This window comes from Pseudomonas sp. GW531-T4, from assembly GCF_017349615.1.
In the GTDB taxonomy this organism is placed as follows: domain Bacteria; phylum Pseudomonadota; class Gammaproteobacteria; order Pseudomonadales; family Pseudomonadaceae; genus Aquipseudomonas; species Aquipseudomonas chlororaphis_I.
Genome location: NZ_JACMZT010000004.1, coordinates 52,256 through 67,887 on the forward strand (window position 1 = coordinate 52,256; position 15,632 = coordinate 67,887).

Below are 15,632 nucleotides of genomic sequence, written 5' to 3' on the forward strand. Positions count from 1 at the left end.
GGCATTATACGGGGCGGCCCTGCGGCGGCCAGCCCCGTGAACAATTAGGCACAAATGCCGGGAAAACGCCGATTAGACCCCGGATTGTCGGGGTTATCGACTGGAAAACCCGGTCATCTCGGTTAACATGCGCGGCAATTATCCGTTATCAAGGCTGTGCCGTGTATCCTGGCCCTCCCCTCTCCCGCCCATCGCTCTTGCTGGCGCTGCTTTGCAGCACCCCGGCGTTGGCCGACGATCTGTTCCTGGACAGCCAGCCGCTGCCGGAAATCCTCACCGCCACCCGTCTGAAACAGTCCCCCGCGGCCGTGCCCGGCAGCATGACCGTGCTCGACAGCGAACTGATCAACGCCAGCGGCGCCCGCGACATCAGCGAGCTGCTGCGCCTGGTGCCGGGGATGATGGTCGGCAATATCAACGGCAACCAGGCCGCGGTGAACTATCACGGCACCAATGCCAGCGAAGCGCGGCGCATGCAGGTGCTGATCGACGGGCGCTCGGTGTACCGGGCGGGCCTGGCCACCGTGGACTGGAGCGACATTCCGGTGACCATGGAGGACATCGAGCGCATCGAGGTGTTCCGCGGCCCCAATACCGTCAGTTACGGCGCCAATGCGCTGATGGCGGTGATCAACATCATTACCCGCTCGCCCGCCAACAGCCACGGCACGCGGGTCAAGGTCACCCGCGGCCAGCGCGGTATCAGCGACTGGTACGCCAGCCAGGGCACCGGCTGGGACAGCGGCGACCTGCGCCTTTCGCTCTCCGGGCAGGAAGACGACGGTTTCGACAGCGATCGCAACGGCGCCGACTACCGCGACAGCCGGCGCTTGAACCGCTTCAGCCTGTCGGTCAGCCAGATGCTCAACGAGCAGCAGAGCATCGACTGGCAGCTCAGCGCCAAGGAAGGCAGCAACCAGCGCCCCTATACCTACCGCCCGGTGTTCTCCGGTATCACCTCGGCCGGCTACAACTCCGACGTGATAGCCAAGGACTATGCCGGCTCGCTGCGCTGGAACCTCGACATCAACCCGGACCATAGCCTTTATATACAAGGCTCGGCCCAGCACTGGGACCGCCAGCAGAACTGGCGCGCCTGTGACGCCGAAGTGTCGTTCAGCCCGGAACTGACCCGCCTCTGGCAGCTCAACCCGAACTACGCCGAACTGCTGGCCCGGCACATGGAGAATTTCACCGGCTCCGGCGCCCCTCCGGGCACCGCGGCCGAACAGGCCCTGGCGAACCAGGTGCTGACGCAATGGAAGGACGGCGCCAAGCGCACGGTGTGCGGGGATATCGACCAGAGCGCCCGTGAATCGCGCTACGACCTCGAACTGCAGGACACCCTGAGCCTGTCCGACGGCGTGCGCCTGGTCAGCGGCCTGAACTATCGCTACGACCGCGCCGACTCGGAAACCTATTTCAACGGCACCCTCGACGACAGCACCTGGCGCGCGTTCGGCCAGCTGGAATGGCGCGCCACCGAACACTGGCTGCTGCAGGGCGGCGCCATGTTCGAGGACTCGCAACTGAGCGGCAGCTCGCTGACCCCGCGGGTGGCGGTCAACTACCTGATCAACCCGCGCCACGGCCTGCGGGCGGTGTATTCGGAAGCGATCCGCTCGCCGGACATGTTCGAGAACAACGTCAACTGGAGCTACCGGGTCACCAAGCTGAGCCCGACCGCCTACGGCCAGCCCAGCGCCCAGTATTTCGTCAAGACCCGCGGCCCGGGCAACCTCGACCAGGAACGCATGCGCTCGCGGGAGCTGGGCTACAACGGCCTTTTCGCCGACCTCGGGCTGAACCTCGATGTGAAGCTGTTCTACGACGAAATCAGCGGGATGATCAGCGAGCCGCTGCGCAACAACCAGTACATTGCCAGCAACAGCAACTCCTCACGCTTCGTCGGCACTGAAACCCAGCTGGACTGGCGCCTGGACCCGGCGGACCGGCTGCGCCTGACGTACGCCTATGTCGATGCCGAGGCCAGCAACCCGCTGGACGAGCAATTGACCGCGCGCCACAGCGGCTCGGCGGGCTGGTTGCGCGACTGGGGCCAGGGCTGGTCCAGCGCGCTCTTCTACTATGGTTCCAGCGCACTCAACGGTTACCGCTTCGAACGGGTCGATACCCGCGTCGCCAAGCGCATCCCCCTGGGCAAGGGCAGCCTGGAGCTGGCCGGCGTGCTCCAGCAACGGCTCGACAACGAGCCCACCACCTTTGTCGACAACAACTATGACTCGCAACACGTCCTCTACTTCAGTGCGGAGTTGACGTTCTAGCATGAGCCACCGTCAGTCAGGGATGACGCTTGCCTTGAGCCGATTCCGGGTTCGCCTGCTGCTGTTCTGTTGCCTCTGGGGTGCACTCCCCGCATGGGCGGCCCAGGTGTTGCTGACCGGCGCCGAAGACAGCACCGGCGTGCGGGCCTTCGCCCAGGCACTGGCGCAACAGCGGCCACAGGACGAAGTGCGCTTCGAACTCCTGGCCAACCTGCCTGCCCCCGGTCAATTGCCGGCGGGCACCCGGCTGATCCTGCTCGACCCGGCGAGCCTGGAGTGGCGCCAGAAAGATACCCAGGGCCCGGCCACCCTGGTACTGCGCATCGGCCGGATCCAGGCCCAGCAGCGCCTTGGGGCAACGGCCTCGCCCCGGCTGAGCCTGTTATGGAGCGACCCGCCGCTGGCTCGGCAATTGCAATTGATCCGCAAGATCCTCCCCCAGGCCCGGCGGATCGGCGTGCTCTACGGCGCCGACAGTGAATTCCTGCTCAAGGAACTGCACCAGGCCGCCCATCCCCTGGGGCTGGAAATCGTCGCCGAGCGCTGGGACGACACCAATGACAGTCGCCCGCTGCAAAGCCTGCTGAAAAGCAGCGACGTCCTGCTGGGGCTGGACGACCCACAGCTGTACAACCCGAAAACCGCGAAGAACCTGTTATTGAGCAGCTATGCCCGGCAGCTGGCGCTGATTGGCCCCAATGCCGGTTTCGTCAAGGCTGGCAGCCTGGCCAGCACCTACAGCGACCAGGACGACTGGTTGCAGGTGCTCGACGATTTGCTGGACCGGCCCACGACCCACTGGCCGCGTACCCTGTATCCGCAACCGTTCAAGGTGTTGAGCAACCCGCAAGTGGCACGCTCCCTGGGTGTCGAACCGATTGACGAGCAATCGGTGGCGACCCAGCTGGCCGAAGGAGAAAAACGCCCATGACCTTCCGTCGCCGTTGGGACATCAGTACCCGCACCCAGATCATCTGTCTCGGCCCGGCGCTGCTGCTGACCCTGCTGCTGATCAGCTTCTTTACCTTCGTGCGGATCCAGGATCTGCGCCAGGAGCTCAACCACACTGGCCAGTTGATCGCCAACCAGCTGGCGCCGGCCACCGAGTACGGGGTGATCTCGGGCAACAGCGAAGGCCTCGAGAGCCTGCTCAAGGCCACCCTGGCCACGCCCCATGTGCGCTTTCTCGAAGTCCAGGACAGCCGCAACAAGATCCTGGTGTACGTCGAGCAGCCTTCGGAGACCCACAACCGCTCCCAGCAGGTAGAAGTGTTCCAGGCCCCGGTACGCCTGCAACGCATCCAGCTCAGCAACGACTTTTTCCAGGACGACCCGAGCGCCAGCGTGAGCCCGAACGAGGACTACCTGGGGCGGGTGATCGTCGGCATGTCCAACGACGCCTTCAGCCAGCGCCAGCAGGAGATCCTGCTCAAGGCCGGCATCCTCGCGCTGTTCGCCCTGCTGTTCACCTTCCTCCTGGCCCGCCGCCTGGCGGCCAGCCTGTCGCAGCCGATCAGCGCCATGGGTACCGCGGTCAAGGCCATTCAACAGGGTGACTTCAAGACTCCGCTGCCGATCGTCGACGATGCCGAGCTGGGCGATCTTTCGCGGCATATCAACAACCTCGCCGCCGGCCTCGAGCAGGCCAGCCGCGAGCAGCACCAGGCCATGGCGCAATTGATCCAGACCCGCGAAGAAGCGGAACGGGCCAACAACGCCAAGTCGGACTTCCTGGCGATGATGAGCCATGAACTGCGCACGCCCATGAACGGCGTGCTGGGCATGCTGCAACTGCTCGAAACCACGGAAATGACTGATGAGCAGCACGAGTACGCGGCGCTGGCCTCCGAGTCCACCGAGCACCTGCTCAAGGTGATCAACGACATCCTCGACTTTTCGCGCATCGAGCGCTCGGCCCTGGAGCTGGAGCACATCCCGTTCAACCTCGCCGAACTCATCAGCAGCTCGGCCCAGGCCTTCCAGCACAGCGCCGCGCAGCGCGGGCTGGACCTGCAACTGCGCTTGCCGCCCGGCATGGAGTCGCTGCAAGTCAAAGGCGACCCGACGCGCATCCGGCAGATCCTGGTGAACCTGATCGGCAACGCCTTGAAGTTCACCGAACAAGGCAGCGTCACCATCGAGCCGCAATGGCAGGCCCTGGACCATGAACTGCTGTGGTTCACCTGTAGCGTGCGCGACAGCGGGATCGGCATCAGCCCGCAAAGCCTGGAACTGATGTTCAACGCCTTCCAGCAGGCCGACAGTTCGATTTCCCGGCGTTATGGCGGCACCGGCCTGGGGCTGCCGATCGCCCGCACCCTGGCCGAACGCATGGGCGGCACCCTGCGCGCGCAGAGCGAGGAAGGCCGCGGCTCGGTGTTCACCCTGGAGATCCCGCTGGCGCTGTACCAGCAAAGCCTGCCGGTGCTGGCGCCGCGGGTGCACAGCGGGCATGCCCATGGCGAAGGACGCAACGTGCTGCTGGTGGAAGACAACCCGGTCAACCAGACCGTGATCCAGGCCATGCTGCGCAGCCTGGGCTTCACGGTCAGCATCGCCACCGACGGCGCCCAGGCCATTCGCAGCGCCGAAAGCCTGATTTTCGAGGCGATCCTGATGGATTGCCGACTGCCGCTGATCGACGGTTACGAGGCCACCCGGCAGATCCGCCAACTGCCCGGATGCGCCGACCTGCCGATCATCGCCTTGACCGCCAACGCCTTGCAGGGCGACCGCGAAGCGTGTTTGTCGGCGGGAATGAACGATTACCTGGCCAAGCCGTTCAAACGCACGGATCTGCAGCAAATACTCCAACGTTGGGTGCAGTAGCGGCCATTTATCGACCATCTGCGACTGGCGTGAAGGGCGAAAGTGCGGCAGTCTTAGGCACCCGAACAGGCCCCTCACAGGGCCTGTATAATAATTTCAGTGCACAAGTGTACATTCATGTCCCTTGTGCTGTGACTTTCACCACAACGCAATAGTCTATGAGTAGGCTGCCGGCTCGAGGCATGAACGCTTCGATCGGCCGGGAAGATTTGCCCCACCCTGCCGCATGGGACTATTGAGGAGCTCGCATGACCAAACAAAACGCCTTTACTCGGGAAGATCTGCTGCGCTGCAGTCGCGGTGAGCTGTTCGGCCCAGGTAACGCGCAACTGCCCGCCCCGAACATGCTGATGGTGGATCGCATCACTCATATCAGCCAAGAGGGTGGCAAGTACGGCAAAGGTGAATTGGTCGCCGAGCTGGATATCACCCCCGACCTGTGGTTCTTCGCCTGCCACTTCGAAGGCGATCCGGTGATGCCGGGCTGCCTGGGCCTCGACGCCATGTGGCAACTGGTTGGCTTCTTCCTGGGCTGGCAAGGCCTGCCGGGCCGCGGTCGCGCCCTGGGTTCGGGCGAAGTGAAGTTCTTTGGCCAGGTGCTGCCGACCGCCAAGAAAGTTACCTATAACATTCATATCAAGCGCGTCCTCAAGGGCAAGCTGAACATGGCCATCGCCGATGGTTCGGTCAGCGTCGACGGCCGCGAAATCTACACCGCCGAAGGCCTCCGGGTCGGCGTTTTCACCTCCACTGACAACTTCTAAGGGTTATCCGCATGCGCCGCGTCGTTATCACTGGTCTGGGCATCGTTTCGTGCCTGGGCAATGACAAAGAGACCGTCTCCGCTAACCTGCGTGCAAGTCGCCCTGGCATCCGCTTCAACCCGGAATATGCCGAAATGGGTCTGCGTAGCCAGGTTTCCGGCTCCATTGACCTCAACCTCGAAGAGCTGATCGATCGCAAGATCTATCGTTTCGTCGGCCACGCGGCGGCTTACGCCTACCTGGCCATGAAAGACGCCATCGCCGACTCCGGCCTGACCGAAGAGCAGGTTTCCAACCCGCGTACCGGCCTGATCGCCGGCTCCGGCGGCGCCTCGACCCTGAACCAGATGGAAGCGCTGGACATCCTGCGCGAGAAAGGCGTCAAGCGCGTTGGCCCATACCGTGTCACGCGGACCATGAGCAGCACCGTTTCCGCGTGCCTGGCCACTCCGTTCAAGATCAAGGGCCTGAACTACTCCATCGCGTCTGCCTGCGCCACCAGTGCCCACTGCATCGGTACCGCCATGGAACAGATCCAGATGGGCAAGCAGGACATCGTGTTCGCCGGCGGCGGTGAAGAAGAACACTGGAGCCAGTCGTTCCTGTTCGACGCCATGGGCGCCCTGTCCAGCCAGTACAACGAAACCCCGGACAAGGCTTCCCGTGCCTACGACGCCAAGCGTGACGGTTTTGTCATCGCCGGCGGTGGCGGCATGGTGGTGGTCGAGGAGCTCGAACACGCCCTGGCCCGCGGCGCGAAGATCTACGCCGAAATCGTTGGCTACGGCGCGACGTCCGACGGCTACGACATGGTGGCGCCAAGCGGCGAAGGTGCAATCCGTTGCATGCAGATGGCCATGTCCACTGTCGACGCACCGATCGATTACCTGAACACCCACGGCACCTCGACTCCGGTCGGCGACGTCGCGGAAATGAAAGGCGTGCGTGAAGTGTTCGGCGACAAGGCTCCAGCCATCAGCTCCACCAAGAGCCTGTCGGGTCACTCCCTGGGCGCCGCCGGCGTTCACGAAGCGATCTACTGCCTGCTGATGATGGAAGGCAACTTCATGGCCGGTTCCGCCAACATCGAAGAGCTGGATCCGGAAGTGGCCGACATGCCGATCCTGACCAAGACTCGCGAAGACGCCACCATCAACACCGTGATGAGCAACAGCTTCGGCTTCGGCGGCACCAACGCCACCCTGGTCCTGAAGCGCTGGCAGGGCAAGTAAGCCCCGCCGCTTCGCTCTATGAAAAACGCCCCGACTGGTTCGGGGCGTTTTTTATTGGGCGACTGTTTTCCCGAAGCCCTTACACCGAGAAACGCGCCACCAGGGTGTTCAGGTCCACCGCCAGCCGTGACAGCTCCTGGCTCGCGGCGCTGGTCTGGTTGGCCCCGGCCGAGGTCTGCATGGCCAGGTCGCGGATGTTCATCAGGTTGCGGTCCACCTCCCGAGCCACTGCCGCCTGCTCCTCCGAGGCGCTGGCAATCACCGTGTTGCGCTCGTTGATCAGGGTGATCGCCCCGGCGATTTCCTCCAGCGCCGCCCCCGCCGCCTTGGCCAGCTCCAGGGTCGAACGGGCCCGGCTGTTGCTCTGCTGCATGGAGCTGACGGCCTGCTCGGTGCCCAGCTGAATGCCGCCGATCATCTGCTCGATCTCCTGGGTCGATTGCTGGGTGCGATGAGCCAGCGCCCGCACCTCGTCGGCCACCACGGCGAACCCGCGGCCGGCATCCCCGGCCCGCGCCGCCTCGATGGCGGCATTCAGGGCCAGCAGGTTGGTCTGCTCGGCCACCGAACGAATCACATCCAGCACCTTGCTGATGCCATAGACCTTCTGCGCCAGCTCTTCGACCTGGGAGGCGTTGGCGGTCACGTCGTCGGCCAGGGACTCGATGGACTGTACCGTCTGTCGCACCTGCTCACGCCCATGCTGGGCAATCAGGTCGGACTGGCGGGAGGCCTCGGATGTCGCCACGGCATTGCTGGCCACCTCCTCCACCGCGGCGGTCATCTGGTTCACCGCCGTCGCCGCCTGCTCGATTTCTTGGCTCTGCTGGTGCAGGCCGCGCGTGGCGTCCTCGGTCACGCAACTGAGTTCCTCCGAAGCGGAAGCCAGCTGGCTGGAAGAGTCGGAGATGCGCCGGATGGTCTCCCGCAGGCTGTGCTGCATGGCCTTGAGCGCCTGCAGCAGGCGCGCCGGCTCATCCTTGCCGCTGATGCGGATGTCCTCGGTCAGGTCGCCGCCGGCCACCACTTCGGCCACGTTCAGCGATTGCGAGAGCGGCAGCACAATGCTGCGGGTCAGCAACAGGGCCAGGACAATGGTCATCAGGCCAGCCACCACGACCATCACGACTACCCAGACCTTGGCGTTGCTGAACACCGCCCTGGCCAGCTCGGTGGCCAGGTTGGCGTTGTGCCGGTTCAGGGCCACCAACTCATTGAGGGTGCCCGCCAGCTCATCGGCCAGCTGGCTCATCTCGCCATTGACCACCGCGACCGCATCCTCGACCCGCCCCTGTTGCGACAGTGCCATTACCTGGTTCTGATGCTCGAGGTAGCGCTTCTCGGCGGCTTTGTAGCGATCGAACAGCACACGCTCTTGCGGCAGCACAATCAGCGCGTTATAGCGCTCCTGGGCCACCGTCATGCCGCGCTTGATTTCATTGAGTTTGCTTTCGTTCTGCGCCAGGGCCTGGGGGCTGCGGTTGAGCAGCAAGCGCATGGTCAGCGCGCGGACCCGCAGCAGGTCCTGATTCATTTCGCCCACCGACATCACACTGGGCAGCCAGTTGTTGTCGACCTCGTCGGACTGCGCGCGCATGTTCGCCATCTGCAGCAGGGCGAACGCCCCCAGACCGAACACCATCAACGCCAGCAGGCCGAAGCCCAGGCCCGCGCGCGGTGCAATGTTGAGACTCCTGATGCTCATTCTCCGGTTCCTTCCAAAAGCGCTGCATTCGCCATGCAGCGGGCTGCTGTTGAAAGTATCGGGTCGCGGAAAATTTGCTTAAGACGAAAACGTGATATCAAAACGCCCAAGCACTCCGATGCCTGGGCGTAAACGATTCAGCGTACGGTAAAACGCTGCTGGACCAACAAACGGTCGCCCTGGAACACCATGAAGCGCCACTCGCCGGGGATCACCTCATGACTCTCGGTGAACTCATAGGCCATGATGTCCTGCGGCGCGCCCGGCACCAGTTTCTGGGTCACTTCGAGCTTGTCGTGACGCTGGCCATCCGGGGTGCGGATACCCGGTGTGAAATACAGCAGGGTCAGCGGCACATCCTCGGCCACCTTGCCGGCCAGCTGATAACGCAGGCCGAACTTGGTGCCCAGCCGCGCAGGCACGATCTCGGTCTGCTCGATGTTCTCGTTGCTGCGCCGCAGCACCCGCTCACCCGACTGCAACGCGGCCTTCGGCCCCTCGAACACACCATATTCCACCGGTCCTTCGACACGGACTTCAGCACTGGCAAGGCCACTGAGCATCATCAGCGCCGCCAATGCGCTTAAACGGGTGAGGTGCATATCGCGCTCCTTGATTGAGATGGCGCGAGCCTATGACGCAGGCATGACAGGCTGATGACAAACCTGCATCGCCAGCGCCTTGGCAACGCCCGCGCACTGGCGCCACCCAGGATCAACGAGTGCGCGGCAGCACGGCGAGGAAGTTGTCCCGGGCCACCTTGCGCGCCACGTCCTCCGGCAAGGCATCGAGGAAGGGATCGAAGCTGCGCATTTCCCGTCCCAGCTTGTTGAATCGCCCGACAACGTCCGAACCCAGCATGAACCGCTCGGGAAAGCGTTCCACCAGCTTTACCCACTCCGTCCGGGGCACGCCCTGCTCATCCAGCAGGTACGGCCTGAGCACGCTCCAGGACAGGTCGATATACAGGTTGGGATAGGACTCGAGCATCCGCGCCAGGGTCGGCAGGAGAAAACTCAGCTGCACCTGGTGCCGGTGGATCTCCATGCTGGTGCCCGCGTGGGCCCAGATAAAACGCGTGTGAGGGTGATTGCGCAGCGGCTCTTCGATTTCCCTCAGGTACAGCGGGTTCTTTTCGCGCTTGGAGGTGATGTTGGAATGCAGCATCACCGGCAGGTCGTTTTCCGCCGCCAGGTGATAGATCCGCGTCATCGCCTCGTTATTGGCCCGTGGCGTATCGCCGGAGGTCAGCGCGGTCAGGTCGTCGTGGCGGGTAAAGACCTCGCCGATGCCCTGCCACAACCCCGGATTGAGGTCGAGCATGCGCTGGATATGGGCCTCGGAGTTCTTGTCGTTGGGGTTGAAGCCCGACAGGAACGGATGGAAGTGCCGGCGCTGCTCGGGCGTCAGGCGATTCACCGCGGCGGCGACAATCACATCGGTAGCGCTGTACCAGTAGGCATCGGCGTCGTCGCCGGCGTAATAGCGCGGCCGCTTGGGTTCGTCTTCATGCCATTTCTTGGCCACCGGGATACCGGAAATCATCACATGCTCGATGCGATTGTCGGCCATGGCCTTGAGCAGCTTGTCCATGCCCGCCGACTCCTGGAAGAAGTCGACGTAATGCAGGTGGGCATCGCTGTAGGCGTAGTCGCGGGCCTGGACCCAGGCGCTCGGCAGCAGCAACAGCAAGGTGCTCAGGTAGATCCAGCGCATGGGTGGGCTCCTGTCGATTCACGCTGGGTAGACCCTGCCCCGGAGGCGGCGGTTCAGAAAAAGGAGAACGCACAACCAGCGTAATGCTCTATAACTGCACCACCTTTCAACGACTGCTCACTGCCCGAGGTCCGTCATGACTATCACCGTCAACACCGAATCCAGCGAAGGTTTCCGCCACAGCATCCAGATCGATGACCACCAATTGTTCGCCGACCTGCCCAAGACCCTGGGCGGCGAAGGTTCCGCGCCGGAACCCCACGACTTTTTCGATGCTGCCCTGGGCGCCTGCAAGGCCCTGACCCTCAAGCTGTACGCGCAGAAAAAAGAGATTCCGCTCACCGGCGTCACGGTCGAGGTCAAGCACGACAACAGCCAGGAGCAGAAAGGCAAATACGCGCTGCACGTCAAACTGACCCTCAAAGGCGTGCTCACCGACGCCCAGCGTGAAGAGCTGCATCGCGTCGCCGACCGCTGCCCGGTGCACAAGCTGATGACCACCGCCGAGGTGAGCATCGAGACCCACCTGTCCGAAGGCGCCTTCAGCCAATAGCGCCACGGGCTGCACAAGCGGGTTATGCTCCCGGGCATAACCCGATCAGCCTGGAATGCACCATGAACACACCGCTCGTGATTCGCCCTCGCGCCGAGGACGTCGAAGGCCAACCCATCCTGCGTCCGCTGCCCTCGGCCCAATGCCGCAGCGTGGGGCCCTTCGTGTTTTTCGATCACATGCTGCAAACCCGCTACCCCGCGGGCAAGGGCATGAATATCCGCCAGCATCCGCATATCGGCCTGTCGACCCTGACCTACCTGTTCCAGGGGCAGATCCAGCACAAGGACAGCCTCGGTTCCGACCAGGTGGTGAACCAGGGGGATGTCAGCTGGATGACCGCCGGCAGCGCCATCGCCCACGTCGAACGCACCCCGCAGGCGCTGATCGACAGTGATTTCAGCATGCACGGCCTGCAAGTCTGGCTGGCCTCCCCCAAGGCCCATGAACAAGGCCCGGGGCACTACAGCCATCACCCGGCCGCGACCCTGCCGGTCAGCGACAACCTCGGGGTCAGGATCCGCATGATCGCCGGCAGCGGTTTCTGCCTGGAATCGCCGGTCCCGGTGCTCTCCCCGACCCTGTATGCCGAAATACAGCTGCAGACCGCGACCACCCTGCTGATCCCCGCCGAACACGAGGAACGCGCCCTGTACGTGCTCGAAGGCGACGCCCAGCTGGACGGCGAGCCCGTCGAGCCCCATGCGCTGGTGATCCTGCCGGCCGGCACCACCCCGACCCTGTTCGCCGACAGCGACTGCCACGCCGTGCTGTTCGGCGGCGCGCCGCTGGACGGTCCACGGCGGATCAACTGGAACTTCGTCTCCAGCGACCCGGCCCGTATCGATGAAGCCCGCCAGCGCTGGGCCGCCGGCGACTGGCCGACGGTGCCGGGGGAAAGCGAACGAATCGAACTGCCCAAGGGCAAAGGCTCGCCGTCCCCCTCTGTAGCGCCGGGCGTTCAATAGCCTGGGCAGGTCAAGTACTGGCCCAGGCTCTACTGCCGCCAGGCTGCGCAACCAGCTACCGGCCGGCGCGAGCGGTTGCGGGTAGCCGGATCCCGGCCTATGGTCCAAGCGATGCATAGCCTGCGACCGCCGCGCGATGATTCGCCGTGGGTCGCTGTCCATCCAGCGCAACGTTGCGCAGCGAGGTGACCACATGCCAAACGACTCCCGTCCTGCCGTGCTCGAACTGATCGGCAACACGCCGCTGGTGCGTGTCAGCCGTTTCGATACCGGCCCCTGTACGCTGTTTCTCAAGCTTGAATCGCAAAACCCCGGAGGTTCGATCAAGGACCGTATCGGCCTGGCGATGATCGACGCCGCCGAACGCGACGGCCGCCTGCGCCCCGGCGGCACCATAGTCGAGGCCACTGCCGGCAACACCGGCCTGGGCCTGGCCCTGGTCGGCCGCGCCAAGGGCTACCGGGTGGTCCTGGTGGTGCCGGACAAGATGTCCACCGAGAAGGTCCTGCACCTCAAGGCGATGGGCGCCGAGGTGCACATCACCCGCTCCGATGTCGGCAAGGGCCACCCCGACTACTACCAGGACATGGCGGCGCGGCTGACCAAGGAGATTCCCCACGCCTTCTTCGCCGATCAGTTCAACAACCCGGCCAACCCGCTGGCCCACGAATGCAGCACCGCGCCGGAAATCTGGGCCCAGACCCAACATGATGTGGACGCCATCGTGGTCGGCGTCGGTTCGGCCGGCACCCTGACCGGGCTGACCCGTTTCTTCCGTCGGGTACAGCCGGACCTGGAGATGGTGCTGGCCGACCCGGTGGGCTCGGTGATGGCCGAATACAGCCGCAGCGGCACCCTGGATACGCCCGGCTCCTGGGCCGTGGAAGGCATCGGTGAAGACTTCATTCCGTCCATTGCCGACCTTTCCAGCGTGCGCAAGGCCTATTCCATCAGCGACGAGGAAAGCTTCGAGCACGCCCGCCAGCTGCTGCGCGCCGAGGGCATTCTCGGCGGCTCTTCGACCGGCACCCTGCTGGCCGCGGCCCTGCGCTACTGCCGCGAGCAGACCAAGCCGAAGCGGGTGGTCAGCTTCGTCTGCGACACCGGCACCCGCTACCTGTCGAAGATCTATAACGACCAATGGATGAACGATCAGGGCCTGCTTGCGCGCAAGCGCTATGGCGACCTGCGCGACCTGATCGCGCGGCGCTTCGAGGACGGCCGGGTGATCAGCGTAGGGCCGGACGACACCCTGCTCACCGCCTTCCAGCGCATGCGCCTGGCCGACGTCTCGCAACTGCCGGTGCTGGTGGACGGGCAGCGGCTGGTCGGAGTGATCGATGAGTCGGACATCCTGCTGGGCGTGCACGAAGACGCTTCGCACTTTCGCCAGACCGTGGCCAGCGCCATGAGCGATCAGCTGGAAACCCTGCCTCCCAGCGCCAGCCTGGCCGAACTGGAGGCGGAACTCGACCGTGGCTTCGTGGCGATCATCGCCGACGCCTCGGGCTTCCACGGTTTGATTACCCGGGTCGACATGCTCAATCACTTACGGAGATCGCTAACATGAGTCAACAGGATGAAACCGGCGCGCCGCGTGCCTTCGCTACCCGGGTAATCCATGCGGGGCAGACGCCGGACCCTTCCACCGGGGCGCTGATGCCGCCGATCTACGCCAACTCCACCTATGCCCAGCAGAGCCCCGGGGTGCACAAGGGCCTGGACTACGGGCGCTCGCACAACCCCACGCGCTGGGCGCTGGAACGCTGCGTAGCGGACCTTGAGGGCGGCACCCAGGCCTTCGCCTTCGCCTCCGGGCTGGCGGCGATTTCCAGCGTGCTCGAACTGCTCGACGCCGGCGCGCATATCGTTTCCGGCAATGACCTGTATGGCGGCACCTTCCGCCTGTTCGAACGGGTGCGCCGGCGCAGCGCCGGGCATCGCTTCAGCTTCGTCGACCTGTCCGACCTCTCGGCCTTCGAAGCGGCGTTGCAGGACGACACCCGGATGGTGATGGTCGAGACCCCGAGCAATCCCCTGCTGCGCCTCACCGATCTCGCCGCCATCGCGCGCATCTGCCGCGCGCGGGGCATCATCTGCGTCGCCGACAACACCTTTGCCAGCCCGTGGATCCAGCGCCCGCTGGAGCTGGGCTTCGATATCGTGCTGCACTCGACGACCAAGTACCTCAACGGCCACTCCGACGTGATCGGCGGCATTGCGGTGGTCGGCCAGAACCCCGACCTGGCCGAGCGCCTGGGCTTCCTGCAGAACGCCGTGGGGGCCATCGCCGGGCCGTTCGACGCCTTCCTCACCCTGCGCGGGGTGAAGACCCTGGCCCTGCGCATGGAACGCCACTGCAGCAACGCCCTGGAGCTGGCGCAATGGCTGGAACGCCAGCCACAGGTGGCGCGGGTCTACTACCCGGGCCTGCCGTCCCACCCGCAGCACGCCCTGGCGCGACGGCAGATGCAGGCTTTCGGCGGGATGATCTCCCTCGATCTGAACTGCGACCTGGCCGGCGCCAAGCGTTTTCTCGAGAACGTGCGGATCTTCGCCCTGGCCGAGAGCCTGGGCGGGGTGGAAAGCCTGATCGAGCACCCGGCGATCATGACCCACGCCAGCATTCCCGCGGAAACCCGGGCGCAGCTCGGCATCGGCGATGGGCTGGTGCGCTTATCCGTGGGGGTCGAGGATGTCGAGGACCTGCGCGCCGACCTGGCCCAGGCGCTGACGCGGATCTGAATGGCTGACAGGCACAAAAAAGCCCGCCTGGCGTACAAGGCGGCTCGCTGAGAGCCGCATTGCATCGCCAGGCGGGCTTGTCGTTCCCGGGGCTCAGCCCTTGAACACTTCATCCAGCAGGTTGTGCATCGAGGTGAAGGCACGGCCCGCGGTCCTGGCGTCGTACATCATCATGCCCGGCACATTGGCGTGCGGATCGGTGAAGGAATGCACCGCGCCGCCGTAGCTCAGCAACTGCCAATCCACGCCTGCGGCATTCATTTCTTCTTCGAAGGCCGGCAACTGCTCTTTCGGCACCAGCGGGTCGGAGGCGCCATGCAGCACCAGTACCGAGCCCTTGATGTTCCGCGCGTCGGCCGGGTTCGGCGTATCCAGGGTGCCGTGGAAGGACACCGCGGCTTTCAGCGGCGCACCGCTGCGGGCCAACTCCAGGGAGCAGCAACCACCGAAGCAGAAACCGAAGGTGGCCAGCCTGGCCTTGTCCACCGCGGCTTCCTGCTGGCTTTGCAGCGCCTCGAAGGCCGCCTGCATGCGCTTGCGCAGCAGGGCCCGGTCATCCTTCAGCGGCATCATGGCGGCGCCCGCCTCGTCGCCGTTGCTCGGACGGACCTGTTGCCCGTACAAGTCGGCGATCAGCACCACATACCCCTTGGCGGCCACCGCCTCGGCGATCTTCTCGGCACCGGCGCTGACCCCCATCCAGTTCGGCGCCATCAACAGCCCCGGACGCGGACCCTGCTGGCTGGCATCGAACGCCAGGCGGCTTTCATAGGCTTGACCATCAATCTGGTAGACCAGGGAACGAACAGTGACTTGGCTCATTTCAGACTCCTGA

At 64.5% G+C, this 15,632-nt stretch carries 13 protein-coding genes and 1 pseudogene; 9 read left to right on the forward strand and 5 right to left on the reverse strand.

Going from position 1 to position 15,632, the window contains the following annotated elements:
• Positions 1-161: 161 nt before the first annotated feature.
• The 5 genes from J4D28_RS04310 to fabB all read left to right on the forward strand — a co-directional run bounded on the left by J4D28_RS04310 (position 162) and on the right by fabB (position 7,110).
• Positions 162-2,285, forward strand: a complete 2,124-nt coding sequence (locus tag J4D28_RS04310; RefSeq protein ID WP_103331292.1) for a TonB-dependent siderophore receptor — start codon at positions 162-164, stop codon at positions 2,283-2,285.
• A gap of 1 nt (position 2,286) precedes the next feature.
• The gene (locus J4D28_RS04315; protein WP_028681900.1) at positions 2,287-3,216 is read left to right on the forward strand and encodes an ABC transporter substrate-binding protein; all 930 of its coding nucleotides are present in this window, start codon (positions 2,287-2,289) and stop codon (positions 3,214-3,216) included.
• Entirely contained in the window at positions 3,213-5,114 is a 1,902-nt protein-coding gene (locus tag J4D28_RS04320; protein WP_041987187.1) for an ATP-binding protein, read from the forward strand. The genes J4D28_RS04315 and J4D28_RS04320 overlap by 4 nt, the downstream gene beginning before the upstream one ends.
• 248 nt (positions 5,115-5,362) lie before the next feature.
• A complete protein-coding gene (gene fabA / locus J4D28_RS04325) occupies positions 5,363-5,878 on the forward strand; it encodes a 3-hydroxyacyl-[acyl-carrier-protein] dehydratase FabA (protein WP_007931558.1) in 516 nt (171 codons plus the stop codon).
• Between the two features lie 11 nt (positions 5,879-5,889).
• Positions 5,890-7,110, forward strand: coding sequence for a beta-ketoacyl-ACP synthase I (gene fabB / locus J4D28_RS04330; RefSeq protein ID WP_009047783.1), 1,221 nt, complete (start codon positions 5,890-5,892; stop codon positions 7,108-7,110).
• A 79-nt stretch (positions 7,111-7,189) separates the two neighbouring features.
• Here the strand turns inward: fabB and J4D28_RS30640 are convergent, their stop codons facing one another.
• The 4 genes and pseudogenes from J4D28_RS30640 to J4D28_RS04345 all read right to left on the reverse strand — a co-directional run bounded on the left by J4D28_RS30640 (position 7,190) and on the right by J4D28_RS04345 (position 10,531).
• Positions 7,190-8,053 (reverse strand): methyl-accepting chemotaxis protein, encoded by an 864-nt coding sequence (locus tag J4D28_RS30640; protein WP_371356849.1) that lies wholly within the window; start codon positions 8,051-8,053, stop codon positions 7,190-7,192.
• Positions 8,045-8,815, reverse strand: a pseudogene (locus tag J4D28_RS30645) (MCP four helix bundle domain-containing protein); the annotation flags it as partial. The pseudogene J4D28_RS30645 and the gene J4D28_RS30640, both read right to left, overlap by 9 nt.
• 137 nt (positions 8,816-8,952) lie before the next feature.
• Complete coding sequence (locus tag J4D28_RS04340; protein WP_007931553.1) at positions 8,953-9,417, reverse strand: DUF3859 domain-containing protein; 465 nt, start codon at positions 9,415-9,417, stop codon at positions 8,953-8,955.
• Between the two features lie 112 nt (positions 9,418-9,529).
• Positions 9,530-10,531 (reverse strand): amidohydrolase family protein, encoded by a 1,002-nt coding sequence (locus J4D28_RS04345; RefSeq protein WP_103331291.1) that lies wholly within the window; start codon positions 10,529-10,531, stop codon positions 9,530-9,532.
• Positions 10,532-10,667: 136 nt separating this feature from the next.
• Here J4D28_RS04345 and J4D28_RS04350 point away from each other — a divergent pair, with 136 nt between their 5' ends.
• The 4 genes from J4D28_RS04350 (at position 10,668) to J4D28_RS04365 (ending at position 14,797) form a co-directional block, all read left to right on the forward strand.
• Positions 10,668-11,084, forward strand: coding sequence for an OsmC family protein (locus tag J4D28_RS04350; RefSeq protein ID WP_007931549.1), 417 nt, complete (start codon positions 10,668-10,670; stop codon positions 11,082-11,084).
• Between the two features lie 62 nt (positions 11,085-11,146).
• Positions 11,147-12,052 carry a pirin family protein gene (locus J4D28_RS04355; protein WP_103331290.1) on the forward strand — a complete coding sequence of 302 codons (906 nt, stop codon included), beginning with the start codon at positions 11,147-11,149 and terminating at the stop codon, positions 12,050-12,052.
• A 193-nt stretch (positions 12,053-12,245) separates the two neighbouring features.
• Positions 12,246-13,622 carry a pyridoxal-phosphate dependent enzyme gene (locus J4D28_RS04360; RefSeq protein WP_009047778.1) on the forward strand — a complete coding sequence of 459 codons (1,377 nt, stop codon included), beginning with the start codon at positions 12,246-12,248 and terminating at the stop codon, positions 13,620-13,622.
• Complete coding sequence (locus J4D28_RS04365) at positions 13,619-14,797, forward strand: PLP-dependent aspartate aminotransferase family protein (protein WP_016702204.1); 1,179 nt, start codon at positions 13,619-13,621, stop codon at positions 14,795-14,797. Before J4D28_RS04360 ends, J4D28_RS04365 begins: the two co-directional genes overlap by 4 nt.
• Positions 14,798-14,890: 93 nt before the next feature.
• On the opposite strand, the gene J4D28_RS04370 is transcribed toward J4D28_RS04365, so the two are convergent.
• Positions 14,891-15,619 carry a dienelactone hydrolase family protein gene (locus J4D28_RS04370; protein ID WP_016702205.1) on the reverse strand — a complete coding sequence of 243 codons (729 nt, stop codon included), beginning with the start codon at positions 15,617-15,619 and terminating at the stop codon, positions 14,891-14,893.
• Between the last annotated feature and the right edge of the window lie 13 nt (positions 15,620-15,632).

Excerpts from the sequence above, each read along its gene's own strand:
- J4D28_RS04315 (WP_028681900.1), top strand. The coding sequence starts at position 2,287 with ATGAGCCACCGTCAGTCAGGGATGACGCTTGCCTTGAGCCGATTCCGG.
- J4D28_RS04320 (WP_041987187.1), top strand. The coding sequence starts at position 3,213 with ATGACCTTCCGTCGCCGTTGGGACATCAGTACCCGCACCCAGATCATC.
- fabA (WP_007931558.1), top strand. The coding sequence starts at position 5,363 with ATGACCAAACAAAACGCCTTTACTCGGGAAGATCTGCTGCGCTGCAGT.
- fabB (WP_009047783.1), top strand. The coding sequence starts at position 5,890 with ATGCGCCGCGTCGTTATCACTGGTCTGGGCATCGTTTCGTGCCTGGGC.
- J4D28_RS30640 (WP_371356849.1), bottom strand. The coding sequence starts at position 8,053 with ATGCAGCACAGCCTGCGGGAGACCATCCGGCGCATCTCCGACTCTTCC.
- J4D28_RS04340 (WP_007931553.1), bottom strand. The coding sequence starts at position 9,417 with ATGCACCTCACCCGTTTAAGCGCATTGGCGGCGCTGATGATGCTCAGT.
- J4D28_RS04345 (WP_103331291.1), bottom strand. The coding sequence starts at position 10,531 with ATGCGCTGGATCTACCTGAGCACCTTGCTGTTGCTGCTGCCGAGCGCC.
- J4D28_RS04350 (WP_007931549.1), top strand. The coding sequence starts at position 10,668 with ATGACTATCACCGTCAACACCGAATCCAGCGAAGGTTTCCGCCACAGC.
- J4D28_RS04355 (WP_103331290.1), top strand. The coding sequence starts at position 11,147 with ATGAACACACCGCTCGTGATTCGCCCTCGCGCCGAGGACGTCGAAGGC.
- J4D28_RS04360 (WP_009047778.1), top strand. The coding sequence starts at position 12,246 with ATGCCAAACGACTCCCGTCCTGCCGTGCTCGAACTGATCGGCAACACG.
- J4D28_RS04365 (WP_016702204.1), top strand. The coding sequence starts at position 13,619 with ATGAGTCAACAGGATGAAACCGGCGCGCCGCGTGCCTTCGCTACCCGG.
- J4D28_RS04370 (WP_016702205.1), bottom strand. The coding sequence starts at position 15,619 with ATGAGCCAAGTCACTGTTCGTTCCCTGGTCTACCAGATTGATGGTCAA.